Here is a 22,906-nt window from a genome sequence, read left to right as displayed (position 1 = left end):
TAAATATTAGAAACACCCTTGACTATCCCCTTAGGGTTTGGGTTAAAGTTAAACCAGAGGTGATGAGAATGTTAATAAGAGAAGTTTCTAAGGAAACTAATTTAACAAAAAAAGCTATAGAATATTATTGTGAACATGGGTTAGTAAATCCGCAAACATTGGAAAATGGATATCGAGATTTTTCAAGTGAAGATATAGAGAAGTTGAAAAAAGTTTCTTTATATAGAAGATTGGGATTAAATATATCTGATATAAAAGCTGTTCTAGAAAATCAAAATCTGTTAAAGAGTATTGTTTATAAAAAATCTTTGGAATTAGATAGGCAGAAAGAAAAACAAGAAGTATTAAAAAAGTTAAATGACGGAAGTAAATTAGAAGATGTAGAAAAAGAAATAAATTCTATAACAGCAAAATCAACTATTTTAGAAAAATTACTAGATATGTTTCCGAGCTATTATGGAAGGTTTGTTAGTATGAATTTTTCCTATTATCTTAATGGAACAATAGAAACAGAAGAACAAAAGTACGCCTTTGAGGAGATTATAGAGTTTTTAGATAATACTCCTAATTTAGAAATTCCAAAAAAATTACAAGATTATTTGGATGAATATACAGATGCTTTTAGTGCAAAAGATATAACAAAAATGATACAGTCAAAAGAAGAAAATGTAAAAGACTATGAAAAATTTATAGAAGATAATAAAGATATACTTAAAGAATATATTGAATACAAAAAGACCGATGAATTCAAGAATTCTCCAGCAAATAAACTGGCAGAGCTCACTAAAGAGTTTTGTAAGACAAGTGGTTATTATGATAAATTTATCCCTGCAATGAGAAGATTAAGTTCAGAATATAACAAATATCAAGAAAGATTATCTGAAGTTAATGAAAAGTTTATTAAGGACTATCCAGAAACAAAAAATTGGTAGTAGAAGGTGCATGAGTTCCGAGATATTGGAGTTGGAACTTAGGCACTTTTTTATTTACAAGAAAGTTGTTTATATTATACTTAGCTCAATATAAAAATAAATTCAATATTAATGAATTGACAATAGTGTACGATATACAGTATAATAATTTTGAGGTGATTACATGGATTCAATAGATGAACTTATGGCTTCACTACTTGTTGAACTTAGAAGAGGGACATTAGTGCTTTCAGTACTTAGTCAGCTTGATAGTCCGGAGTATGGTTATTCTCTTGTTCAGAAACTTGAGGAAAAAAATTCTCCAATAGATTCAGGGACATTATATCCACTACTTAGAAGACTAGAAAAACAAAAACTTTTAACTAGTGAATGGGATACAACAGAAAGTCGTCCAAGAAAGTTTTATGTTTTAAGTAATGAAGGAAAAGAAGTATATAAGCGTTTAAAAAATGAATGGAAACTTATTTCTAGTCAATTAGATATATTGCTGAAAGAGGGGGATTAAAATGAATTTGATTGATCGTTATGTTTATGCTGTAACTGAAAATTTGAAGGAAGATATAAAAGAAGATGTAAGCAGGGAACTTCGCACAAATATAGAGGATATGCTACCAGATGAGCCAACAGAAAATAATGTGAGAGAAGTTCTTGAAAAGTTAGGAAATCCTAAGAAGCTTGCAAGTGAATATGGTGATAGTAAGAGATATTTGATAGGACCAGAACTTTATGATAATTATATCTATGTTCTTAAACTTGTTACGGGAATTGTTGCTGCAGTGGTTGTATGTGCTTCACTTTTAGAAAAGATATTTTCACTTTCACCTGATGCTGGTTTCTTAGGAACTGGAATTGGAATTTTTGCAGGTGTGATTTCAGCTGGTATTGAAGGTGCTATTCAAGGAGCATTATGGGTTACAATTGTATTTATTATTTTAGAGAGAACAGGAACAACAAATGTAAACTATGGAAAAGGAACTGGGCTTAAGAATAAATGGTCAGTAAATGATTTGCCAGAGATTCCTGTAGGGGGTAAAGGAAAAATTTCACGTGGAGAAACTATATTTTCAATGATATTCACAGTTATATTTACTGCTTTAATATACACAAATGCTCATTTTATAGGTATTTATACTACTTCAGAAGGTGGACTTACTCTTTCTGAATCATTGTTTAACGATGAACGTTTGAAGTTCTATATGCCTATGTTTTTAATAGTTGCATTATTTCAGTTTGGTGTTTATGTTTGGAAATTTGTTGCTGGAAGATGGAATACCCCACTTGCAATAGTAAATTCAATATTTAATGTTGCCTCTTGTATATTGATGTATGTAATGGTAAAGGACTCTACTCTCATTAATGAAGGCTTTATAAACAAATTAACTAGTTCTATTGAAGTTGCAAGTTCTAATATAACTATAGCCTGGGAAAAAGGTATAAATATTTTTATAGCAATCTTTGTTCTGATTGCTTTATGGGACAGTATAAGTGGATTTTTAAAATCTAAGAATTTGTTAAAATAAATAAGAAAACAGCAGTTTCATTTAATTATGGAGCTGCTGTTTTTATAATTTAATTCAGTTTTTTATGGTTTCATAAATAGAAGGGTTTATAGAACCAATCACAAGATCAGCAAGTTCTTCTGGAGTTTCTTTAAAGCCATTTTCCATCCAATGAGTTTTTACCTGAACAAGTCCACCAAATAAGAAATACTTTACGTATTCTATTTCAGCAGCAGATTTTCCATGTAATTTCATTATGGATTTATCAAAATAATCGCTCATGAAAGGATAATAAAAGTCCATAATATTGTAGTTTAGTTTACACTTAATGACTAACAGCAAAAAATCCTTGGTTTTATGCCAATAATCAAAATAAGTTATGAAGATATTACGTATATTTTTTTCAGCCATTTTATCTATTTCATCAAAACAGTCTTTATATAATTTACTGACATATTCATATAGTACATTTTCTTTTGATTCAAAGTTTCTATAAAAGGTTTGGCGTGTTAAGTCAGCTTTGTTTATTATTTCAGTAATTGTGATTTTATCAAAATCTTTTTCCTTCATTAAAGCTAATAGGGATTCAGTAATCCAAGCTTTAGATTTTAGAGCAGTTATGTTTGTTGTTTCCTTCTTCATAAACTGTTACATTCCTCTCATTTTGTATAACTTAAGTTTAGGATATTGACCAGAGAATAATAGTAGTATATTATATTCTCAAATAAGTTACAAGTGTAACATTTTTGATGTTTATCATGGGTTGTATGAAGGGAGAATATTATGAGTATAAATGAGTTAAGTGCAAAAGATGTAGAGGTTATTTTGGAAGAACAAAAGAGATATTTCCATACTCAAGCTACAAAAGATTTGGATTTTAGAATAAATCAGTTAAGACTATTAAAAAAGGCAATAAAAGAATATGAGAAGCAAATACTAGAGGCTTTAAATATAGATCTTGGAAAACATAAAAATGAAGGTTACATGACTGAGGTTGGTTTTGTTTATCACAGTATAGATTTAACTATAAAAAATATCAAAAAATGGGCTAAACCAGAAAGAAGAAAAACCCCTTTTTATTTAATGCCAGGAAGAAGTTATATATTAAGTGAGCCTTATGGTTCAGTATTAATAATAGGACCTTATAACTATCCATTTCAACTGCTTGTTGAACCTTTAATAGGTGCATTATCAGCTGGTAATACAGCAGTTTTAAAACCATCTGAAATGACTCCAAATGTTTCAAGAGTAGTAAAAGAACTTATTAAAACTACCTTTGATAAAAGGTATGTGGAATGTGTAGAAGGTGGAATAGAGACAAACACTTCGCTTATAAATGGGAAATTTGATTATATATTCTTTACTGGAAGTGTTCCTGTAGGAAAAATTGTTATGGAGGCAGCGGCTAAAAATCTTACTCCTGTTACATTAGAGCTTGGAGGAAAAAGTCCAGTTATTGTTGATGAAAGTGCTAATATAAAGGAAGCGGCAAGAAGAATAATTTGGGGAAAAACAACTAATGCTGGGCAGACTTGCATAGCACCTGATTATGTTTTAGTTCATGAAACAGTAAAAATTAAGCTTATTGAAGAGCTGAAAACTGCTATTAGAAGTTTTTATGGAGATGACATAGAGAATAATGATTCCTTTGGGAAAATCATAAATGAGAGACACTTTAATCGTATAAAAAACATGATTGATAAAGATAAAGATGGTATTGTATTTGGTGGAAATTATAATGAAAAAGCAAGATACATTGAACCTACTTTAATAGAAATATCATCCCTAGATGCAGCAAGTATGCAGGAAGAAATATTTGGACCAGTTCTTCCTATTATGACTTATGGAGACTTAAATGATGCAATAAAGCAAATATTAAATGCCCCTAAACCTTTAGCCCTATATCTTTTCACAACTAATAAAGCTGTTGAAAATAAAGTTTTAAGTGAAATAAGTTCTGGAAATGCCTGCATTAATGATACCATTATGCATACAGCTAATCCTTATCTTCCTTTTGGAGGGGTTGGTAATGCTGGAATAGGTGCGTATCATGGAAAGGATAGTTTCATTACATTTTCACATAGAAAAGGGGTACTAAAGAAACCATCAGGATTTGGGACATCTCTTATGTATCCATCATATACCGAAAAACAGTTGAACCTAGTTAAGAAGATTTTTAAATAAGGGATAAAGATGGTACAATAGCTATATCGATTTTAAATATTAGAATAGGGGGTATAATAATGAAACATTTAGGAACGGTAGAATTAGAAACAGAAAGATTGATATTAAGAAGGATTAAGAGTTCAGATGCAAAGCCTATGTTTGATAACTGGGCAAGTGATGATGAAGTTACAAAGTACTTAACTTGGCCTACTCATAGTTCAGTTGATATATCTAAAGATGTAATATCAGAATGGATTCAGAATTATTCAGATAATAAGTTTTATCAGTGGGGAATTGCTTTGAAAGATAATGTTGATGAACCTATAGGAAGTATCAGTGTTGTTCATATGGATGATGATATTGACATGGTACATATTGGGTACTGTATAGGAAGAAAGTGGTGGCATCAAGGTGTAACATCAGAAGCTTTTAAAGAAGTTATTAGATTTCTCATTGAAGAAGTTGGAGCTAAACGTATAGAATCACGTCATGATTCTAATAATCCAAACTCAGGAAAAGTGATGCTTAAATGTGGATTACAATATGAAGGTACATTAAGAAATTCTGACATGAACAATCAAGGTATATGTAATTCTGTTATGTATGGACTTTTGGCTGAAGATTATTATAAGGAAAAAAGCAACTAGGGGGAAGTACTATCTATCTAGTAAAACTTTATGTATGGAAAAAGAAAAGTTGCACAAAATAAAACAGGAGGTGTTTTATTATGCAAATAACTTTAAGCCAAAAAGAAAGACTGTTACTAGAAGATCTAAAGAGCCATGAGGAAATCTGTATTCTGAAATATTCAAACTATGCGAATCAAGCACAGGATACTCAATTAAAGCAGCTTTGCAAAAATAATGAGCAAATTGAGAGAACTCACTTAGATACCATTAATCAGCTTTTAAATGGTACTGTTCCTCAAATGAACCAACAGCAAAATCAAAATTCTACTCAAACTCCAGAAGTAGCAAAGCAAACTCAAAGCAATATATCTGATAAAGATATATGTTCAGATTTATTAATGGCTGAAAAATATGTATCAGGAACCTATGATACAGCAATATTTGAATTTAAGGATACAGAGGTTCGTGATGTACTAAACCATATACAAAAAGAAGAACAAAAACACGGTGAATCTATATTTAAGTATATGGAAAGCAAAGGTATGTACAACGTTCAATAAAATTAGATATCATTAAAAGCACAAGAAAGTTTAGATTAGAAGTCTAAACTTTCTTGTGCTTTTATATAAAGAAGAATTATACTGCTTCATGAAAGAAATGGTATAATATACATATTGTTGAATGATAAAGAGAATATTTTATTGGGGGCATAGAAATGAAACATCTAGGAACAGTACAATTAGAAACAAAAAGATTGATATTAAGAAGATTTAATATATCAGATACACAAGCTATATTTGATAACTGGGCTAAGGATGATGAAGTAACAAAGTATCTTATGTGGACTGCACATACTTCAATCGAAATCACTAAAAGTCTTCAAGAAAGACGAATGGAACATTACATAAATGACAAGTTCTATCAGTGGGCAATCATATTAAAAGAAAATGGAGATGCGCCAATAGGAATCATCAGCATGGTTGATATGGAAGAGGAAATTGATATGATGCAAATTGGCTATACTATAGGGAGAAAATGGTGGAATCAAGGAATAACGTCAGAAGCATGTAAAGAAGTTATCAGATTTCTTATTGAAGAAGTTGGAGTTAAGCGAATTGAATCACGTCATGATCCAAGAAATCCAAATTCGGGAAAAGTAATGCTTAAATGTGGATTGCAATACGAAGGTACCTTGCGTAAAGCTGATAGAAATAACCAAGGAATTTGTGACACTTCTGTGTATGGACTTTTAGCTGAGGATTATTATAAGGAGAAATAGAAAATGAAGATTATTAAGACTGATCCTTGGAGTAAAGATGCAATAATGCTTATGGAAGAGTTATCTAAAACATTAAAGAAAATAACAGGAGATAGTGGTGAAAAATCCTTTGATCCTAAAGATGTTTGTGTACCACATTCATTATTTGTTGTTGCATATGACCGTGAAGAAAAGGCAGTAGGTTGTGGTGCATTTAGACCAATCAATGAAGCTGTGGCTGAAGTTAAAAGGATGTTTTCAAAAGAAAAATCGAAAGGTGTTGGAGGAGAAATTTTATCTTATTTAGAAAAAGAAGCCTATAACATGGGTTATTCAAAGCTTTGGCTTGAAACTAGAATAATAAATGAAAGAGCTGTAGAATTTTATAAAAAAAGAGGGTACCATCAAATATCTAATTATGGAAAATATGTAGAAAATGAAAAAGCAATTTGTTTTGAGAAGATACTGAAAAATTAGTGATTTTATTTCTATTATGTTTAATAAGAAGTTAAGCACTTCTAATCTGTAGTAGCTTCTTCTCAAGCTACATAAAAGTCATTGATTGATAGTTATGTTTAATAAGAAGTTAAGTACTTAAATAGAAAAGTAATTAAATAGAAAAATAGAAAAGTACGCAATTTTTTAAATATTATTTTACTAAGATGTTATGAGTATGGTTAAAAAGGAAAATTTAGCAGAAAAAGAAATAGTGGATATAAGAAACGAGCTGTCGCACTAGCTCTTTAGTGCGACAGCCTCCTTTTTAATATCTAAATATCTAACATATTTATTGTATTTTTTACCTTTAACAAACGAGAGGTATATAAAAACAAAAGAAAAAAGATTATATAATCAACAAGTATTATAAAATTGATTTTAACTATTTCAGCTAACAAACCGGCAATAACCATACCAGCAGGCATTAATGCTGAGGATAAAGTTCTCTGAAAGGCAAAGGCTTTTGATCTCATATTATCAGGTACGGTAACTTGTATACTAGATTGAGTTAATGAATTATTTACTGCAAGACAAAATCCATTTATAAAAAACAATACAGAAATCAAATAGAAATTAGTAGTCAGAGAATAAAAAATCATTGTAAGAGATATGATTACTCCGCTTAAAATAAAAAACTTGAATCTTTTTTCTGTTTTTATATCAATTGCAGATAAAAGTGAAAATCCTAAAAACATTCCAGCACCATTAATAGCCATAGAAACTCCATATAAACCTAAACCTAGATTGATGTTTTCTTTAAATAAGGGCAAAGTTAAAGTCATGGACATAGATGCAACAAAGTTACAAAAGCAAGTTAAAATATATATGTACCTTAATCCTTTTGATTTACTGATAAAAAGCAAACCATCTTTTAAATCTTGAAAAAAGTTAACCTTTTTTGATTTGATTTCTATTTTAGGTACCATCATAAACATCTCAGAAACTGCTGATATTAAAAAACTAAATCCATTTAACAAAAAGGATATAGGAGCTCCAACAATTTGTACCAAGAAACCACCAAAAGCATTTCCCATCATGTCATCGCTTGTACTAATTAATGAAACTACTGAATTAGCTTTTAAAAGTTTAGATTTTGGAACAATATCAGGCAAAATAGAATTGATAGTGGGATTAAAAAAACATCCACAAATCCCTACAATAATGCCAGTTGAAACTATCATCCAAAGTTGTAAAAGGTCTAACTTAGCCAATATACCTGTAAAAATTAAAGTCATGGCACAAATCATGTCACAAGAAATTAAGATGATTTTTCTATTATGCCTATCAATAAAGGTTCCAGCAAAAGGTGATATCACTATCCTAGGTACAACTGAAATCGCCATAAATAATCCCATAATGGCAGTTGAACCTGTTTTGCTAAGAATCCAAACTCTAAGAGCTATGTCATAGATATTATCTCCAAAAATTGAAAACAACTGTCCTTGTAATAATAATATAAAGTTTTTATTCCATAAAGGTTCCTTGTTTATAGTTTTCATTGTTATTTCCCCCTAGTACTTTGTAATTAAGTTCGTGCATTAAAGAGCTTCATAAAAAAATAGCAGTCTCCATTTTTTTTATGAAGCTGCTATTGTTTATTTCTTTCTTTTTCATATATGTAGATATCAAGAGCTCTTATTCCTCTATGAGCAAGTTTTATAAATAAGATAAATGAGTAAATTCCCAGAGCAAATATGGGAATGTAGAATAAAAGTAATACAAGTCCACGAGCCATAAAGCCACCTCCTATAAATTTCATAAAATTATTATAACATATAACTTGGTACATATGTTAATGTTTATGTAATAATATGATTTAAATGGTATAATATTCATATAAGCAAGTGTAGGAGATGGTTACATGGTACAATGTCCATATTGTAAAAGAGACATGAAAAAGGGTTTTGTAGAAGGCGATGGAAGAAACGATTTAATATGGGTGGAAGAAAATAAAAAGAGAAATTTTCTTGATAATATGCTTGGGAAAAAGTGTGTAATATTAGCAAAAAGGGAAATATGGGTAAGGAGTAGCGTTGATGCTTACTACTGTGAAGATTGTAAGAAAGTAATAATTGATGTAACTGACAATGAAGAAGATTAAGATTTGGAGGACGATATGAAATTAGGTGAGGTTGGATTATTAACAAATGATGTTATAAGATTGGCAAATTTCTATAAGAAGTTGTTAGGTATGATAATAATAGTAATGACAGTGTACATCAAACAATTATTTCTGAGGAAACTATGTTAACAATATATAATGATGGTTCTATAAAAAACAATTGTAATCAAAATATTTGTATTGCTTTTTCTGTTGATAATATTGATGAAGAATATAAAAAAATAATTGAACTTGGAGTGGAGATTATAGAAAAACCTAAAACACGTCCATGGGGGGCAAAGAACATGAGCTTTTATGATCCAGATAAAAATACAATATATTTACGTAGTATAGTTGAGTGAGTTGATTTGGATAACTTTTATAAAGAGTTAGTAGAACTTTTTGAAGAGAATTCTGATATAGTATGGGGCATTTCAAATATTGATTTCAGTGAATATAAGAAGTTTTATAAATGCTCATTAGTTATGGCAATACCACATAAAGAAATCATAGAAATAAGCAGTTATAAGGAAGAAAAGTTTGAAAAGTTGATACACGAAGCAAGAAACAGAATTAATGTAATTTTAGAAGATATCAAGGAAATATTAGAAAAATATAAAATTAAATACTATGTACCACCAGTTGCTCAATCAAGTGAAGAAACACTTGTTGCACCATTTTCATTTAAGTTTGCAGCTATTAATGCTAGACTTGGATGGATAGGAAAAAATGGAGTTTTGATAACAGAAAAGTATGGTCCAAGAGTAAGACTTTCCTCAATACTTATAGATTATGATCTTACTGTTGGTACGCCTATAACTAAAAGCAAATGTCCAGAGGGATGTAATTTATGTGTAGACATTTGTCCATATAAAGCTTTGATTGGACATACTTGGAACATTAATTCCAAACGTGATGAGTTGATTGATTATAAGTTGTGCAATGAAAAAAGAAGCCTTTATATAAAAGCACATAATAGAAAAAATTCCTGCGGATTATGTATGGTTGTATGTCCTGTTGGGACAAAATAAGAATGGAGTAAATATTATGAGAATAGAAACAAAACGAATAAAGATAAGAGACTTTGAAAGGAAGGATGCAGATAATCTTTATAGAATCGTTAGAGAAAAAGATATTCTTAGATTTATGCCTGATTGGGCTGAAAATGCCTCTTCGCCTAAAGAGTATTTTGAATATATTGATTGGCATCAAACTCAAAAAGATTCAACGGATATTTATGAAAATAAAAGATATGTAATAGCATTACCTGATACTGATGAAATGATTGGAATGGTAGGCATGGGACTCGAAGATACATTAAATGAGATTGAGATCGCTTATTTTATGAGTGAAAAATATAAAAACAAAGGATATACAAAAGAAGCTGTAGAAGTTTTAGTAGAATGGTGCTTCAATGTATCAGATGTAAACTACCTTATTGTGACTATTGATTGTGCTAATATCCCTTCATGTAATCTTGCTGAGAAATGTGGTTTTGAACTATTTGAGAAAAGAACACCTATAGGACATAGGCAACCGAATATGGAAAGTGATAGCTATTTTTATTATAGAAAATACAGAACTTTATAGGCAGGTGAATAAAGTGCTTTTTAATTATACATTAGGAATCAAAGAGGAAAATGAAAAGACAAAAACAAATTATAGAAAAGCTGTGAGAGCAGTTATTTTAAAAGATGATAATATTCTCTTGGTACATACAAACAAAGGGGATTTTAAATTTCCTGGTGGAGGAATGAACAAAGAAGAAAGTCAAGAGCAAACATTAATAAGAGAAGTTAAAGAAGAAACTGGATATATAGTAGGAGATGTAAAAGAAAAAATCGGAGTTTTTATAGAAAGAAGTTTAGATAGATATAGAAAGGATTTTGTTTTTGAGATGATTTCTACTTATTATTTATGTGAATTAACTGATGGCATAGCTGATCAAGAATTAGATGACTATGAAATTGAGTTAGGATTTAAACCAGTTTGGGTAAATCTTAATGAGGCAATTCGTGTAAATGAGGAAATAATTAAAAATGATAGTTTAGATATAAATAAATGGATATATAGAGAAACCAAGGCTTTGAAGGCTGTTAGTGAAAACTATGATAGTTTGATTAAAGGTAAATAAGTTAGATGAAGATGGGGGTTACATGTTTATTGGAGGCTGGTCTATTTTATTTGGAATATTTATTTTTTCGTTTTTATATTCAATTTATAAGATTGTCAATAAAGAAAAAGGTAGTATTCTTTGGATTATAATAACATCAGTGGTTGCAATGTTTTTATTTAATATTGTTTATGTTATTAATGGACTATAGGGAAATGAGTAATTTAGAATTGTTGAAGATCGTATCTAAATATTAAAGAATTTGCTTAAAAAACAAAAAGTAATATATCCAAATAGCATTAGTATTATTAATATAGATATATATAATTTCTTTTTAACTGGTTTTAATCTTAAGTGATATATAAAACCAAAAAAAAGAGCAATTAAAGCAAAGTATAGGCCAAATAATAAATATTTATATAGAGTAAATACACCAGTCATATTTTTATGTAGAGAAAAGTTTTGATAATAGAGAGAATATTGATTTTTTCCAACAATAAAAAATATGGTGAATATGATTAACGGGATAATTACTAAAGTAAATGCTTTTATTAATTTATCATTCATAAAAGATACTCCTATAATTTTTAATACTTGTTTTTCTATAAGAATTTTAAGTGCAAGCCCTAGATATTCTAAGTTTGTGATATATATAGTATATCAATAGAAATATAGACAATTCAAGCAAGGGGTTTAACTACTTTTGATTATTTTGAGTTATTAATAAAATTTAGATTTATTTACGTAAGGAGAAAACCATGGATAAAACAAAATTATTTTCAGAGTTTCCACTTATTAAAACAAGTGAAATAACTCTAAGAAAGATAGAAAAAGATGATTTAGAGGAACTTTATTCAATATATAGTAACGAGAATTTATTTAAATATAGACCTGGCTCTGCAAAAAAGAATAAAGCTACAGTTGAAAATATGATTACTCATTTTGAAAGAGATTTTGGTAAAAAGAAAACCATATTTCTTGGAATTTGTAGTAATGAAAATACTGAGAGAATCATTGGAGTTGGGGAAATATTTGATTTTGATGACAAGGTAAATATGGTTACTTTTGGATATACTTTAAATGAGGAATACTGGGGAAAAGGTTTTGCAACTAAGGCAGCTGAGGCAATGAAGGATTATTTAATAAATGTAATTGGAGCAAATAGAGTACAAGCTTTTGTTATGCCTGAGAATATTAAATCTAAAAGTGTATTAGAAAGATGTGGATTCACAAAAGAGGGGACTATAAGACAAGGAACAATTTGGACAGGTCAAGGAGTAGTGGATTTAGATTTATATTCATTTTTAAAGTCTGATTTGTAAAATAGATTTTTATTTAATGGAGGTATAGATATGGGATGTTTAATTTGTGAGAGAATTGAAATGATAAAACAAAAGGTGAATCCATATTTTGTGATGGAACTTGAAACTGGATATGTGGTTATAGGAGATCATCAGCATTTTAAAGGGTATACATTATTTTTATGTAAGCATCATGTTAGTGAATTACATGAGTTGCCTAATGATTTTAGAGTTAAGTATCTCGAAGAAATGAGCATTGTTGCAGAAGCGGCATATAATGCATTTAAACCTGAAAAGATGAATTATGAATTGCTTGGAAATGGAGATTCTCATGTTCATTGGCATCTATTTCCTAGAGTTACAGGAGATACACCTAAAAAGGGACCTGTATGGTGGCTGCCAAGAGAAGAGATGTATGATGACTCAAAGCGTATAAAGGGTGATGAACTTAAGAAAATGGTAGAAAAGTTAGAGAAAGAACTTAAGAATTTACTGTCAAAATAAGTATTGCTTTAATATAATGGTATTCTCAATAATTTAAGGGAGAAAGTACATGGAAAACTTTGAATGGGAGATAGTAAAATCTGAACATATTGTTAAGGATAGATGGATTTCTCTACGTGCAGATACCTGTAGAATGCCAAGCGGAAAGATAGTGGAACCCTATTATGTGTTTGAATATCCGGCTTGGGTAAATGTTGTTGCAATAACTAAAGAAAAAGAAGTTGTACTAGTTAAGCAATATAGACATGGGGCTCAAAAAACTCTTTTAGAATTGCCATCAGGAGGGGTTGAGCTAACAGATAAGGCACCAGTTGATGCTATAAAAAGAGAATTAATTGAGGAAACAGGATATACAGCTAAGGAGTTTGTTCATACTTGTACTATTTCTGCTAATCCCGCAAACCATACTAATCTTACTTATTGCTTTCTCGCTTTAGATGCAGAATTAACCTCAGATACTCATTTAGATGATACAGAACAAATAGAGGTTGTTTTAAAACCTTTAGATGATGTAATCTATGACCTTAAGGAGAATAAATTTTTACAAGCTTTGAATGTTACAGCTTTATTTCATGCATTGATGCATATTAATATGATAAAATTTTAATATAGGTACGTAACACCGTATTATTTAAAAAATTTTACGGTGTTTTATATTATAAATGTAGATTGGGGAGAACTTGATATGAACAATTTTGTGAAAACACATGGATTAGGAAATGAATACATAGTTTTAGATGAAGAAAATATAAGTTTTAAGTTAACTGAAAAAGCAATACAAAGAATATGCAACGTGAATTTTGGAATAGGATCAGATGGAATTTTACTTAAAGTGAAATCAGTTAAAGCAGATTTTGGTTTAAAGATTTTTAATCCTGATGGTTCAGAAGCAGAAAAAAGCGGAAATGGATTAAGAATATTTTGCAAATATGTTTATGATTATGGATTTACTAGTAATAAGGACTTCACAGTTGAGACAAAAGGTGGAATAGTTAGAGCTAATATAGTTGAAGAAACTTCAAGTAAAAAGGCAAAGAGGATATCAGTTGATATGGGTAAGGCAAATTTTAATTCTAAAGAAATTCCTACAAGTTTTATTATGGAAGAAGTAGTAGGAGAAAAGTTAGAAGTTGATGATAAGGAATATGAAGTAAACTGTGTATCTATGGGAAATCCTCATTGTGTAATCATTAAAGATAATTTAGATATTGATGAGATAAAAACCTATGGTAAGCTTATAGAAAATCATGAGATGTTTCCTAATAGAACTAATGTCCAGTTTGCAAAAGTTTTATCAAGAAATGAAGCTGAAATTCTTATATGGGAAAGAGGAGCAGGTTTTACCTTAGCATCAGGAAGTTCTTCCTGTGCAGTAGCTAGTGTTTTAAAAAAGAAAAATCTAGTTGATAATGAAATAAAAATAAAAATGTTAGGGGGAGAGCTTATTATTGAAATAGATGATGGGTGGAATGTAAGAATGACTGGTGAGGTTAGACAAATAGCAGAAGGTGTTTTAAGTGATGAACTTATTGAGGATTTTAGTTGATTTATTTGAGGAACACTCTATTATTCAGAAATGGATTATAGGGTGTTTTTCTATATTAACTGTAATTATATTTTAAAAAGACTAAAGTAATAACATGAATTAAATGGTATAATATCCATATTATATATGAAAATTAGAAGTGTAAATTATTATTTTGTGATGGGGTGATGAAATGGATTTAAGATTAAAGTTTAATGAAGATCCATTAAAATATGACAAGTATAGACCAACCTATAGTGAAGAATTATTTAAGGATATTATTGATTATGGGAAATTAAATAATTCGAAAAGTGCACTTGAAATTGGGATAGGAACTGGACAAGCTACTTTACCATTTTTAGAGGCAGGCTGTAGTGTTACGGCTATTGAACTTGGAGAGGATTTAGCTAGATACGTTAAAGAAAAATTTTCTTCTTTTAGGAATTTCGAGGTTGAAAATATAGGTTTTGAAGACTTTATTAGTGATAAAAATCAATATGATCTTGTATACTCTGCAACAGCATTTCATTGGATACCAGAGGATATCGGATTTAAGAAAGTTTATGATTTACTAAAGCCAGGTGGAACAATAGCTTTGTTTTGGAATCACCCATTTGTAAATCGTGATGATGATAAAATACATAGAGAAATCAGAAAAGTGTATGAAAAGTTCAAACCATCAGATAAGGAGCTTACTGAATTTAGTGAAGATTCTTGCAAAAAATATACACAAATATTAGAGAAGTACGGATTCACAAATATAAAAAGTAAGATTTACAGAAAAACAAGAAAATTAAAAGCTAATGAATACATATCTCTACTAGAAACTTATTCAGATCATAGACAGTGTGCTGAGGATTTAAAAAACAATTTATATAATGGAATAACAGAGGCTATAAATAAGTTTGGAGGTGAAATTAATATTTATGACACTATGGACTTGTACTTAGGAAAAAAGCCTTTAAGTGATTATGAAATTAAAAAACATAAACTTGTTTGTTTTGATTTAGATGATACATTGATTAGAGAAATACACTCTGTAATGTTGCCTTGTATTTTAAATGGCATGGAAAAAGAACATTCCTTAATACAGGAGAAAGAAGAAGAAGGCAAAATTGATTATATAGAGGCAGATTATCTTAGAGCAAAATTACTTTTGGGATTAGAGGAAAGTGAAATTAAACATTCATTTCTAGAGATTGTAAAGCCACTAAAAAATATTAGAAGTGTAATTGAATTATTACATAGCCAAGGTATTAAGTGCATTGTAATTACTGTAGGACCAAAACAAGTAGTTAAAGTTGCATGTGATATTTGGGGTTTTGAAGGCTATTATGGAAGTGAGTATGAAGTCAGAGATGGGATATTCACTGGAGAGATTATAAATTATATTAAATCAGAAAATAAGGTTGAGTATTTAAAGGATTTTTGCATGAAAAATAATATAAATCCTGAAGAGTGTATAGCAGTTGGTGATGGAACAACAGATATTCCCCTGTTTAATTTCTGTAGTAAATCTATTGCAATAAATGCATCTAAGAAGGTTAAAGAACATGCAAGTTATGCAGTTGATACTGATGATTTGATGGATATTATGAAATATATAGTAATGTTGGATGAGAAAAATATGACAGAAGAATTTGTTCCTAATGAATTTATAGTTCCTAAAGCTTTGGAAACAGAGAGTTTTAGGTTAAGAAAGTTAAGAGTAGGGGATTTAGAGAAAGATTATGAAGCAGTAATGTTCAGTAGAAAGCACATTAGAGAGCTTTATTCAGAAATAGATGATGATACCTGGCCAGAAGAGAATATGAAAATTGAAGAAAATTTAGAGGATTTATATAGACATGAAAAAGAGTTTGAAAATAGAGAAACATTTGTATATACGGTAATGACTTTAGATGAAAAATTATGCTTAGGTTGTGTTTATATAAATCCAAGCGATAAACAATGTTTTGATGCAGAAGTATATCTGTGGGGCAGAGAAATTGAGATAGAGAGAGCTCTTTATAAAACAGTTGAGAAATGGATTAAAGAGAACTGGCCTTTTAGTAATGTTGCTTATCCAATTTTTCAGATAAAAGCTAGTGAGTGGAAGAAATTAAAGTAGATTAAGTAGATGAATTAAAGGGGGCAATTATATTAAAAGAAACAAATGAGCGTATAGGGAAAATTGCTTATTTATTAATAGATAATAATAACCATTTTGGAGAAATTGAATAATGTTTAGGGAAAAAATTTCAAAACAAAGGCCTTGTAACAGAAATTACAAAGGCTGTTATTCAATTTTGAGAGATGAGTTTGTATCTAGAATACATGGTGAGGGATAGGAATGAGAAACTTTACGGTTAAGGAATCAGAATTTAAGGAATGGGATTCAGTGTTTAAAAATTCTTCTTCAATTAGCGTTGAAACTTTAAAAACTGGAACAATTATTTGTAAAATATCAGGATTGATTAATTTAAAGAATAAAGAAGCTAAACAAATAAAAGATGGGTACGCTAAAATACCAGTACTTGCGCATATACTTAGGCATGAAAAATATGGGGACTATTTGATAGACACAGGATTTGACAGCACTTTTTCAAAAAAAGCTGAAGGTAATTTTAAAGGTATTCTTAGTAAATTTTATTTTAAAAAAAAGCATTTTCAAGAAAAAGATTCAGAGGGGGTTGAAAAACAACTTGAGAAAAGATCTATAAATTTAAAGGGAGTTTTTTTAACCCATATTCATGAACATGCAGCAGGAATACCATCATTGCCAAAAGAAATACCATATATATATGGATATGGAGAAAAAGAGGTAGGGATTTTTCCGTTAGTATACTCTGACTTTTTTGCAAACAAGATAGATATACAAAAAATAGATATTCTACAGGGACAAGATATGCCTATATTGGGAAAATGCATAGATATTTTTGGAGATGCTTCTCTTTGGGCAATTTCTACTCCAGGACATACGGAAGGACACATTTCTTATCTAATTAATGGTCAAGATTCAAAAGTTTTAATTATGGGTGATATTTGTAGCACCAAAAAAGGATTCGAAATTGGAGTTGAAACTGGCAAATATTCATCAAACCTTAAGGAAGGGAGAAAAAGTTTCCTAAAATTAAAAGAGTTTGTAGATCATTATCCATACATAGAGGTTGTGTTTGGACATGAGACTGATGAATTCAAAGTGGAATACAGATAATTTAAAGGGGGCTAGTTTTATTAGTTGCTTTTAAATTCAAGATATATATTGATGTAGCAGCGAAATTTGATATTCCAATAATGATCTCAACACCAAGTAGAAGAGCTAAAGAGTAAATATCCATCACAAAAAATATTTGTAGGAGGATTAATGGGTTGTGTTGGAGATGCTTATAAAGGGGAAACTATCTTTGATGAAAGGTCATCAGAAGAGTTCCATTTATGGCAGACTAATCTATTTTAGGCTTACAAGCTAATGCTTCAGATTTTGAATTAGAGGAGTTAGATAGTTCTAAAGAACTGAAATCAAAATCTCCTGAGGAATTAGCATCAAAAATGAGGTTATTGTATAATGTTGTGGTAATAATCAGGCGCATTTGGAGGTTATAGCAGGCATATTTAGAGGAGAAGAGCAAATTAAGATTAAAAGGTTTTAAATAATATCTGTAAATTAAGACAAAGTATATAGGAAGGAGGAATTGATAATGAATAAGCTCAAATGGGCTCTAACATTGGTAATAACTGCTTCCCTGTTATTAGGTTTAACTGGATGTAGTGAAGAGAAAAATGAGATAGGTACCTCTGAGCCAAAGACTGTAGTAGAAACTGGTAATAAAATCGAGGATGATAATAAAATAAATATCAATACTCTTAAATTTACATTACCTACAAGTTGGATGAAAAGAGGAAATGAAAGCGAGATTTTTTTTGATGATGAAAATAAACAAACAGTTGGAGGAATTTCAGTAGTCGGATATTATGGTGATTATGGTACCTCTTTGCCTAACCATAGTAAAATATTAAGCACAGAAGAGGTTGATAGTATCTTCGGAAAAGGAAAACTTTTTACTCTTGAACGAAGTAATCCTGCTGCGTCTAATAATTCTAAAATGTGGAATGAAGTACATGTTATGATACCTACTAATAACAATAGCATGGTTTATGATATATGGGTAAATGTGCAAAAAGATACTCTTATAAATATTTTAAAGAGTTTCCATTAGGGAAGTATAAAAATATACAATAAAAAATTAAGATAGCAATAAATAATATTCTTATTACATGAATAAGCGTTAAAGAATAATAACTTAAAATTATATAAAAAAGAGAAATCTTAAATTTATAGGAGTTAATATGAATTGTAATAAAATTTATCCTAGAAGAAATGACAAGCAAACAATATACTTGAAGCCAACCATTACAAAGTCCAACATTATGGTTGGAGAGTATACAATTTATAATGATTTTGTAAATGATCCAAGGGACTTTGAGATAAATAATGTATTATACCATTATCCTGTAAATAAGGACAGCTTAATCATAGGAAAATATTGCTCAATTGCCTGTGGTGCTAAATTCATTTTTACAGATGGAAACCATAAGATGTCCTCATTATCAAACTATCCGTTCCCAATATTTACTGAAGACTGGGGAATTAATGATGTTAATGTAACAGAAGCTTGGGACAACAAAGGAGACATAGTAATAGGAAATGATGTGTGGATAGGATATGAAGCTGTAATTATGCAAGGAGTTCATATAGGTGATGGCGCAGTAGTTGGTACAAGAGCTGTTATAACCAAGGATGTTCCCCCATATACAATAGTAGGTGGGGTACCATCAAAAGAAATCAAGAAGCGTTTTTCAGAAGATGTAATAGATAAGTTAATGGAATTACAATGGTGGAATTGGGATGATGAAGTTGTTCAAAGGAATTTAGAAAATATTATTAGTGGGAATATAGACAAGTTGAATTAATTGCAGGAGTGTTTTGATATGGCAAATGATATAGATTTTAACGAGATAGATAGTCAGAAAGAGAACGCATTAAATTTAGTAAAAGAAACTGATAATTTTATTGTTTATTATACGGAATTTGATGAGAGGTGTATAGTTAAAGTACTAGATGATCTTGAAAAAAATTATCATAGAATAACAAGTAATTTAAATCAAAAGCTTGATGATAAGTTAGTTATTGAAGTTTATTCGGATTTGAAGGATCTTCATCTTGCTTTAGGGCTTTCTGATGCACCTAATTGGATAAGAGGGGGGCTTCGTGATGGTGAAATTATAATAGCATCACCTATGAATCCTCCACCAGGTTCAGATTTTGATAATGTATTAAAAACAGCAGTTCATGAGTTTGTACATATCATAGTTAACAAGATAAATAAAGATATACCAAGATGGCTAAATGAAGGTATTGCATGTTTTGAGGCTAAAGATAATAATGATGATTGGATTAGGGAAACTGTAGAGAATGGATTAATAAATAATAAAGTCCCAACATTTAAAGATTTAGATACCGGAGATGATTTTTCAACGTTTTTTGATCGTGATGGATATCAATATTCATATACAATAATAGAATCAATAGTTGAGGAGTTTGGATATGATAAGTTGCGTAATTTAATAAAATACCCAAATGAATTTAAACGTATTTTTATGATAAATGAAAAACAACTACAAGATAAATGGATAGATTTCATCAAAAAGAATTATTTAAAGGTAGATTCATGAGGTGCATCAAGAGGCCCATCAAAACATAAAGACTTAAAGAAGTATTTGGAACATAAGAATTAATATCAAAAAAGGCCCATCAGAATATGAGTTATATAAAAGAGGTGTAATATATGAAAACTTTAAATAAAGGAATTCTGTATGACAAGATGATTCAAGAGAAATCAGATGATGAACTTGGATTATTTGATAAATATGAAGAAACTTTTGTAAAGATAAGAGAGAAGATTTTAAGTTATAAAGTGAAAACTATAGTTGATTTTGGTTGTGGGACAGGTAATCTATGTGGACCATTAAGTGAAAAGTTAACTATTATTGGTATAGATAAAAATGTTGAAATGATTGAAGTTGGTAAAGGAAAATATCCTAACATGAGCTTTGTTGAAAGCAGTATTTTTGATGTACCTATCATAAAGCAAAAGGCTGATATCGCAGTATCTTCATATGTGTTACATGGACTTAATGAAAAAGAACAACAACAAGTTCTTTCTAATATGTTATCAATTAGTGATAATAGTAGAGTTATCTTGATAGATTTCATGTTTGAAAATATGCACCTTAAAAAAGAGCATAAAGAAAGCTTTCTCAGAAATGATAGAGAAGATTTATGGGATTTTATAGAAAGTAAGAACTTTTTTATAGTTGAGGATTTAAGAAAATACATGGAACAGATGGGCCTAATGATTTCTTTTGAACATGTAGGAAATTTTACATGGATTGCGGAGATTAATTTATGATAGCTGAAAGGAGAAAAAGATGAAAGATATAATCTTTTTAGAAAAGTTTCCTTCTGCAAAAGACTATAATAAGTTAAGAAAAGAAATTGGATGGAGAACTTATGATGATGAAATTGTAAGCAAGGGGATTAAAAATTCAAATTACTGTTTATGTGTTGAGTGCGAGGATGAACTTATAGGATTTGGAAGAGTAATAGGAGATGGCGCGACTGCTATCTATATACAAGATGTCATGGTATTGCCTAAATATCAAAAAGTAGGTATTGGAAAGCAAATAATGGAAAAAATAATCAAATACATTAATATAAATTATTCTGATAAGATATTTGTAGGACTTATCGCAGAAAAAGGTCTTGAGAAATTTTATGGGAAATTTGGATTCTCTCATAATGACATGAACTATTTTTATCGTTATTAGAATTAAATAATTGAAATTTGTATCTGAGAAGAAGTTTCATTTAACTATGATTTCATTTAATATAAGAGCAAATAAAGTATAAAAAAACAGGTTTTCATAAACTTAGATAACAATAAAATTTTGGTTTAATGAAAGTAAATATGTTTTTAATAGCAAAGTTAAATAAAAAGTTTAAATTAATTAAAAAAGAATTTGATTTTGAGTATATTATCATTTAAAATAAATTATGTAAATAAAAATGGATGTAAATAAGTTATTTGCTATTTTTTGAATATTATGAGAAAAAATGCGAAGAGAGCATCTGTTATTATTAAGCATAGAAAAAAACTAAAGGGAGTAGATTTTATAAGTTTTAATTATAACCTAGTAAAAAAATACTATGCAAAGTGTGAGATTAAAAAATCAATATGATATGAAATAGTAAATATGTAGTTGGTTTATAATTGTACAAGCGTATTGTATAGTAAATAGAAATAGTAAATTATTATAAACCTTAGTTAATTGAGATAAAAATGGTTAATGATATGAGTTTTAGATTGAAAATATCAAAATATATAACATAAATAAGAAAGGTAAAAAACATATGAGAAAGAAAATAATAGCTAGTATAATAGCAACATTGATGGTAGTATCTTTAAGTGGATGTGGATCTAAAAAGGTTGATTCATCAAAAAGTAATGAATCCAAAGTGAAAAATGAGCAAATGCTAGAACAAGATAAGGTAAACGATGAAGTTAAAACAGATAATACAGAAACTAATGAGTATGTTGAAGTTCTTCCAGATCCAGATTTTTTTAAAGTAGCTAGTGAAAAAGAATCTGCTGAATTAGCATATAAGCCTGGACAATACAAAGAGGTAGATGGTGCTTATAATATATTAAAAACATATTATGTAGAAGGCGTAGATAAGATTTATGACCTTATTGTTGATTTTGAGTATGACGAAAATAAGGTTTTATTCATGCCGTTAGGTGATGAAAAAAAAGAAGACCTTAAAATGGAATACGATTATATGAAGAGAAAAATACCTCAAAAAATTACAGGAATAAAGGTAGAGTATTATAATTGGTCAACTTCAGTATCAACAGATCCAAAAAATCAGTTATCTATTTATTTTAGTTTAGTGTTAGAAACTGAAACAGGGGATTCATATATGACAGGTACAGGACTTACTGCTTTTAAGGATAAAAATGGTGAGTTAAAGTTTGCTTTTTAAACCAGATTTGTTAAATTAGAAGTATAATAATTTACTCTTTAGGAGATTTTTCTTAAAAGTATGCATTGATGTCTTAATATGTATTAAAGAAATAGTCATCATAAAAATTAGAAGAATTTAAGTTTTTTGTAAGTTAATAAAAATAGTAGCAACCTAAATGGGTGCTGCTATTTTTTGATTGTCTAGAAAACCTCCGGCTATGCCGGTGGACAAAAAGGCTTTAGCTCTGAGCAGAAAAAAACTCCTATGATAAAATGAAAGCGACTGACAATCGCAAAACAAATAAATCATAGG

Annotated in this window: 30 protein-coding genes; 27 read left to right on the top strand and 3 right to left on the bottom strand. The window is 29.4% G+C overall.

Going from position 1 to position 22,906, the window contains the following annotated elements:
* Positions 1 to 68: 68 nt before the first annotated feature.
* From L1S49_RS19460 to L1S49_RS19450, 3 genes are all read left to right on the top strand, one after another.
* Positions 69 to 932, top strand: a complete 864-nt coding sequence (locus L1S49_RS19460; protein ID WP_238907033.1) for a MerR family transcriptional regulator — start codon at positions 69 to 71, stop codon at positions 930 to 932.
* 163 nt (positions 933 to 1,095) lie between these two features.
* Positions 1,096 to 1,437, top strand: a complete 342-nt coding sequence (locus tag L1S49_RS19455; protein WP_181603104.1) for a PadR family transcriptional regulator — start codon at positions 1,096 to 1,098, stop codon at positions 1,435 to 1,437.
* A gap of 1 nt (position 1,438) precedes the next feature.
* On the top strand, positions 1,439 to 2,452 hold the full coding sequence (locus L1S49_RS19450; RefSeq protein WP_238907032.1) for a hypothetical protein: 1,014 nt from the start codon (positions 1,439 to 1,441) through the stop codon (positions 2,450 to 2,452).
* A 54-nt stretch (positions 2,453 to 2,506) separates the two neighbouring features.
* Here the strand turns inward: L1S49_RS19450 and L1S49_RS19445 are convergent, their stop codons facing one another.
* Complete coding sequence (locus L1S49_RS19445) at positions 2,507 to 3,073, bottom strand: TetR/AcrR family transcriptional regulator (RefSeq protein ID WP_238907031.1); 567 nt, start codon at positions 3,071 to 3,073, stop codon at positions 2,507 to 2,509.
* A 141-nt stretch (positions 3,074 to 3,214) separates the two neighbouring features.
* On the opposite strand from L1S49_RS19445, the gene L1S49_RS19440 reads away from it, so the two are divergent.
* The 5 genes from L1S49_RS19440 (at position 3,215) to L1S49_RS19420 (ending at position 6,961) form a co-directional block, all read left to right on the top strand.
* Positions 3,215 to 4,615 (top strand): aldehyde dehydrogenase, encoded by a 1,401-nt coding sequence (locus L1S49_RS19440; protein WP_238907030.1) that lies wholly within the window; start codon positions 3,215 to 3,217, stop codon positions 4,613 to 4,615.
* A 59-nt stretch (positions 4,616 to 4,674) separates the two neighbouring features.
* Positions 4,675 to 5,244 carry a GNAT family N-acetyltransferase gene (locus L1S49_RS19435; protein WP_238907029.1) on the top strand — a complete coding sequence of 190 codons (570 nt, stop codon included), beginning with the start codon at positions 4,675 to 4,677 and terminating at the stop codon, positions 5,242 to 5,244.
* 80 nt (positions 5,245 to 5,324) lie between these two features.
* A complete protein-coding gene (locus tag L1S49_RS19430) occupies positions 5,325 to 5,786 on the top strand; it encodes a spore coat protein (RefSeq protein WP_073017179.1) in 462 nt (153 codons plus the stop codon).
* Positions 5,787 to 5,941: 155 nt separating this feature from the next.
* Positions 5,942 to 6,505, top strand: a complete 564-nt coding sequence (locus L1S49_RS19425) for a GNAT family N-acetyltransferase (RefSeq protein WP_238907028.1) — start codon at positions 5,942 to 5,944, stop codon at positions 6,503 to 6,505.
* A gap of 3 nt (positions 6,506 to 6,508) precedes the next feature.
* The gene (locus L1S49_RS19420) at positions 6,509 to 6,961 is read left to right on the top strand and encodes a GNAT family N-acetyltransferase (RefSeq protein ID WP_238907027.1); all 453 of its coding nucleotides are present in this window, start codon (positions 6,509 to 6,511) and stop codon (positions 6,959 to 6,961) included.
* A 293-nt stretch (positions 6,962 to 7,254) separates the two neighbouring features.
* Here the strand turns inward: L1S49_RS19420 and L1S49_RS19415 are convergent, their stop codons facing one another.
* Both L1S49_RS19415 and L1S49_RS19410 read right to left on the bottom strand, forming a co-directional pair.
* The gene (locus L1S49_RS19415; RefSeq protein ID WP_238907026.1) at positions 7,255 to 8,481 is read right to left on the bottom strand and encodes an MFS transporter; all 1,227 of its coding nucleotides are present in this window, start codon (positions 8,479 to 8,481) and stop codon (positions 7,255 to 7,257) included.
* A gap of 89 nt (positions 8,482 to 8,570) precedes the next feature.
* On the bottom strand, positions 8,571 to 8,717 hold the full coding sequence (locus tag L1S49_RS19410) for a hypothetical protein (RefSeq protein ID WP_175550848.1): 147 nt from the start codon (positions 8,715 to 8,717) through the stop codon (positions 8,571 to 8,573).
* 126 nt (positions 8,718 to 8,843) lie between these two features.
* On the opposite strand from L1S49_RS19410, the gene L1S49_RS19405 reads away from it, so the two are divergent.
* The 19 genes from L1S49_RS19405 to L1S49_RS19320 all read left to right on the top strand — a co-directional run bounded on the left by L1S49_RS19405 (position 8,844) and on the right by L1S49_RS19320 (position 22,612).
* Positions 8,844 to 9,083 carry a PF20097 family protein gene (locus L1S49_RS19405; RefSeq protein WP_238907025.1) on the top strand — a complete coding sequence of 80 codons (240 nt, stop codon included), beginning with the start codon at positions 8,844 to 8,846 and terminating at the stop codon, positions 9,081 to 9,083.
* A 15-nt stretch (positions 9,084 to 9,098) separates the two neighbouring features.
* The gene (locus tag L1S49_RS23435) at positions 9,099 to 9,233 is read left to right on the top strand and encodes a hypothetical protein (protein ID WP_343074061.1); all 135 of its coding nucleotides are present in this window, start codon (positions 9,099 to 9,101) and stop codon (positions 9,231 to 9,233) included.
* Complete coding sequence (locus L1S49_RS23430; RefSeq protein ID WP_343074060.1) at positions 9,227 to 9,445, top strand: VOC family protein; 219 nt, start codon at positions 9,227 to 9,229, stop codon at positions 9,443 to 9,445. The genes L1S49_RS23435 and L1S49_RS23430 overlap by 7 nt, the downstream gene beginning before the upstream one ends.
* Before the next feature lie 6 nt (positions 9,446 to 9,451).
* Complete coding sequence (locus L1S49_RS19395) at positions 9,452 to 10,114, top strand: 4Fe-4S double cluster binding domain-containing protein (RefSeq protein WP_238907024.1); 663 nt, start codon at positions 9,452 to 9,454, stop codon at positions 10,112 to 10,114.
* Between the two features lie 16 nt (positions 10,115 to 10,130).
* Complete coding sequence (locus L1S49_RS19390) at positions 10,131 to 10,673, top strand: GNAT family N-acetyltransferase (protein ID WP_238907023.1); 543 nt, start codon at positions 10,131 to 10,133, stop codon at positions 10,671 to 10,673.
* Between the two features lie 13 nt (positions 10,674 to 10,686).
* Positions 10,687 to 11,217 carry an NUDIX domain-containing protein gene (locus L1S49_RS19385; RefSeq protein WP_238907022.1) on the top strand — a complete coding sequence of 177 codons (531 nt, stop codon included), beginning with the start codon at positions 10,687 to 10,689 and terminating at the stop codon, positions 11,215 to 11,217.
* Between the two features lie 22 nt (positions 11,218 to 11,239).
* Entirely contained in the window at positions 11,240 to 11,407 is a 168-nt protein-coding gene (locus L1S49_RS19380; protein ID WP_175550854.1) for a hypothetical protein, read from the top strand.
* A gap of 547 nt (positions 11,408 to 11,954) precedes the next feature.
* Complete coding sequence (locus L1S49_RS19375; protein ID WP_238907021.1) at positions 11,955 to 12,518, top strand: GNAT family protein; 564 nt, start codon at positions 11,955 to 11,957, stop codon at positions 12,516 to 12,518.
* Positions 12,519 to 12,548: 30 nt separating this feature from the next.
* Positions 12,549 to 13,001: an HIT family protein gene (locus L1S49_RS19370; protein ID WP_238907020.1), complete on the top strand. Its 453-nt coding sequence runs from the start codon at positions 12,549 to 12,551 to the stop codon at positions 12,999 to 13,001.
* A 49-nt stretch (positions 13,002 to 13,050) separates the two neighbouring features.
* Entirely contained in the window at positions 13,051 to 13,608 is a 558-nt protein-coding gene (locus L1S49_RS19365) for an NUDIX hydrolase (protein WP_238907019.1), read from the top strand.
* A 78-nt stretch (positions 13,609 to 13,686) separates the two neighbouring features.
* Positions 13,687 to 14,547, top strand: coding sequence for a diaminopimelate epimerase (gene dapF, locus L1S49_RS19360; RefSeq protein ID WP_238907018.1), 861 nt, complete (start codon positions 13,687 to 13,689; stop codon positions 14,545 to 14,547).
* Between the two features lie 172 nt (positions 14,548 to 14,719).
* Complete coding sequence (locus L1S49_RS19355) at positions 14,720 to 16,636, top strand: HAD-IB family phosphatase (protein WP_238907017.1); 1,917 nt, start codon at positions 14,720 to 14,722, stop codon at positions 16,634 to 16,636.
* Positions 16,637 to 16,858: 222 nt separating this feature from the next.
* Positions 16,859 to 17,722: an MBL fold metallo-hydrolase gene (locus tag L1S49_RS19350; protein WP_238907016.1), complete on the top strand. Its 864-nt coding sequence runs from the start codon at positions 16,859 to 16,861 to the stop codon at positions 17,720 to 17,722.
* 484 nt (positions 17,723 to 18,206) lie between these two features.
* Complete coding sequence (locus L1S49_RS19345; protein ID WP_238907015.1) at positions 18,207 to 18,725, top strand: hypothetical protein; 519 nt, start codon at positions 18,207 to 18,209, stop codon at positions 18,723 to 18,725.
* A gap of 130 nt (positions 18,726 to 18,855) precedes the next feature.
* Positions 18,856 to 19,479, top strand: coding sequence for a CatB-related O-acetyltransferase (locus tag L1S49_RS19340; RefSeq protein WP_238907014.1), 624 nt, complete (start codon positions 18,856 to 18,858; stop codon positions 19,477 to 19,479).
* Between the two features lie 18 nt (positions 19,480 to 19,497).
* Entirely contained in the window at positions 19,498 to 20,241 is a 744-nt protein-coding gene (locus L1S49_RS19335; RefSeq protein WP_238907013.1) for a hypothetical protein, read from the top strand.
* A 113-nt stretch (positions 20,242 to 20,354) separates the two neighbouring features.
* Positions 20,355 to 20,978, top strand: a complete 624-nt coding sequence (locus tag L1S49_RS19330; RefSeq protein WP_238907012.1) for a class I SAM-dependent methyltransferase — start codon at positions 20,355 to 20,357, stop codon at positions 20,976 to 20,978.
* 19 nt (positions 20,979 to 20,997) lie between these two features.
* Positions 20,998 to 21,396: a GNAT family N-acetyltransferase gene (locus L1S49_RS19325; RefSeq protein ID WP_238907011.1), complete on the top strand. Its 399-nt coding sequence runs from the start codon at positions 20,998 to 21,000 to the stop codon at positions 21,394 to 21,396.
* Positions 21,397 to 21,979: 583 nt separating this feature from the next.
* Positions 21,980 to 22,612, top strand: coding sequence for a hypothetical protein (locus tag L1S49_RS19320; RefSeq protein ID WP_238907010.1), 633 nt, complete (start codon positions 21,980 to 21,982; stop codon positions 22,610 to 22,612).
* The last annotated feature ends 294 nt before the right edge of the window (positions 22,613 to 22,906 follow it).

The sequence above is a fragment of the Clostridium sp. YIM B02506 genome (assembly GCF_022324845.1).
Lineage (GTDB): Bacteria > Bacillota > Clostridia > Clostridiales > Clostridiaceae > Clostridium_T > Clostridium_T intestinale.
Note: the sequence above shows the minus strand (reverse complement) of the source record. Positions and strands in the feature narration are given on the sequence as shown.

What these genes read in the sequence shown, in the direction of transcription:
- L1S49_RS19460 (WP_238907033.1), top strand. Translation starts at nt 69, where the DNA reads ATGTTAATAAGAGAAGTTTCTAAGGAAACTAATTTAACAAAAAAAGCT.
- L1S49_RS19370 (WP_238907020.1), top strand. Translation starts at nt 12,549, where the DNA reads ATGGGATGTTTAATTTGTGAGAGAATTGAAATGATAAAACAAAAGGTG.
- L1S49_RS19320 (WP_238907010.1), top strand. Translation starts at nt 21,980, where the DNA reads ATGAGAAAGAAAATAATAGCTAGTATAATAGCAACATTGATGGTAGTA.
- L1S49_RS19350 (WP_238907016.1), top strand. Translation starts at nt 16,859, where the DNA reads ATGAGAAACTTTACGGTTAAGGAATCAGAATTTAAGGAATGGGATTCA.
- L1S49_RS19380 (WP_175550854.1), top strand. Translation starts at nt 11,240, where the DNA reads ATGTTTATTGGAGGCTGGTCTATTTTATTTGGAATATTTATTTTTTCG.
- L1S49_RS19365 (WP_238907019.1), top strand. Translation starts at nt 13,051, where the DNA reads ATGGAAAACTTTGAATGGGAGATAGTAAAATCTGAACATATTGTTAAG.
- L1S49_RS19430 (WP_073017179.1), top strand. Translation starts at nt 5,325, where the DNA reads ATGCAAATAACTTTAAGCCAAAAAGAAAGACTGTTACTAGAAGATCTA.
- dapF (WP_238907018.1), top strand. Translation starts at nt 13,687, where the DNA reads ATGAACAATTTTGTGAAAACACATGGATTAGGAAATGAATACATAGTT.
- L1S49_RS19420 (WP_238907027.1), top strand. Translation starts at nt 6,509, where the DNA reads ATGAAGATTATTAAGACTGATCCTTGGAGTAAAGATGCAATAATGCTT.
- L1S49_RS19450 (WP_238907032.1), top strand. Translation starts at nt 1,439, where the DNA reads ATGAATTTGATTGATCGTTATGTTTATGCTGTAACTGAAAATTTGAAG.
- L1S49_RS19410 (WP_175550848.1), bottom strand. Translation starts at nt 8,717, where the DNA reads ATGGCTCGTGGACTTGTATTACTTTTATTCTACATTCCCATATTTGCT.
- L1S49_RS19435 (WP_238907029.1), top strand. Translation starts at nt 4,675, where the DNA reads ATGAAACATTTAGGAACGGTAGAATTAGAAACAGAAAGATTGATATTA.
- L1S49_RS19330 (WP_238907012.1), top strand. Translation starts at nt 20,355, where the DNA reads ATGAAAACTTTAAATAAAGGAATTCTGTATGACAAGATGATTCAAGAG.
- L1S49_RS19445 (WP_238907031.1), bottom strand. Translation starts at nt 3,073, where the DNA reads ATGAAGAAGGAAACAACAAACATAACTGCTCTAAAATCTAAAGCTTGG.
- L1S49_RS23430 (WP_343074060.1), top strand. Translation starts at nt 9,227, where the DNA reads ATGTTAACAATATATAATGATGGTTCTATAAAAAACAATTGTAATCAA.
- L1S49_RS19415 (WP_238907026.1), bottom strand. Translation starts at nt 8,481, where the DNA reads ATGAAAACTATAAACAAGGAACCTTTATGGAATAAAAACTTTATATTA.
- L1S49_RS19340 (WP_238907014.1), top strand. Translation starts at nt 18,856, where the DNA reads ATGAATTGTAATAAAATTTATCCTAGAAGAAATGACAAGCAAACAATA.
- L1S49_RS23435 (WP_343074061.1), top strand. Translation starts at nt 9,099, where the DNA reads ATGAAATTAGGTGAGGTTGGATTATTAACAAATGATGTTATAAGATTG.
- L1S49_RS19325 (WP_238907011.1), top strand. Translation starts at nt 20,998, where the DNA reads ATGAAAGATATAATCTTTTTAGAAAAGTTTCCTTCTGCAAAAGACTAT.
- L1S49_RS19440 (WP_238907030.1), top strand. Translation starts at nt 3,215, where the DNA reads ATGAGTATAAATGAGTTAAGTGCAAAAGATGTAGAGGTTATTTTGGAA.
- L1S49_RS19390 (WP_238907023.1), top strand. Translation starts at nt 10,131, where the DNA reads ATGAGAATAGAAACAAAACGAATAAAGATAAGAGACTTTGAAAGGAAG.
- L1S49_RS19405 (WP_238907025.1), top strand. Translation starts at nt 8,844, where the DNA reads ATGGTACAATGTCCATATTGTAAAAGAGACATGAAAAAGGGTTTTGTA.
- L1S49_RS19355 (WP_238907017.1), top strand. Translation starts at nt 14,720, where the DNA reads ATGGATTTAAGATTAAAGTTTAATGAAGATCCATTAAAATATGACAAG.
- L1S49_RS19345 (WP_238907015.1), top strand. Translation starts at nt 18,207, where the DNA reads ATGAATAAGCTCAAATGGGCTCTAACATTGGTAATAACTGCTTCCCTG.
- L1S49_RS19455 (WP_181603104.1), top strand. Translation starts at nt 1,096, where the DNA reads ATGGATTCAATAGATGAACTTATGGCTTCACTACTTGTTGAACTTAGA.
- L1S49_RS19335 (WP_238907013.1), top strand. Translation starts at nt 19,498, where the DNA reads ATGGCAAATGATATAGATTTTAACGAGATAGATAGTCAGAAAGAGAAC.
- L1S49_RS19375 (WP_238907021.1), top strand. Translation starts at nt 11,955, where the DNA reads ATGGATAAAACAAAATTATTTTCAGAGTTTCCACTTATTAAAACAAGT.
- L1S49_RS19425 (WP_238907028.1), top strand. Translation starts at nt 5,942, where the DNA reads ATGAAACATCTAGGAACAGTACAATTAGAAACAAAAAGATTGATATTA.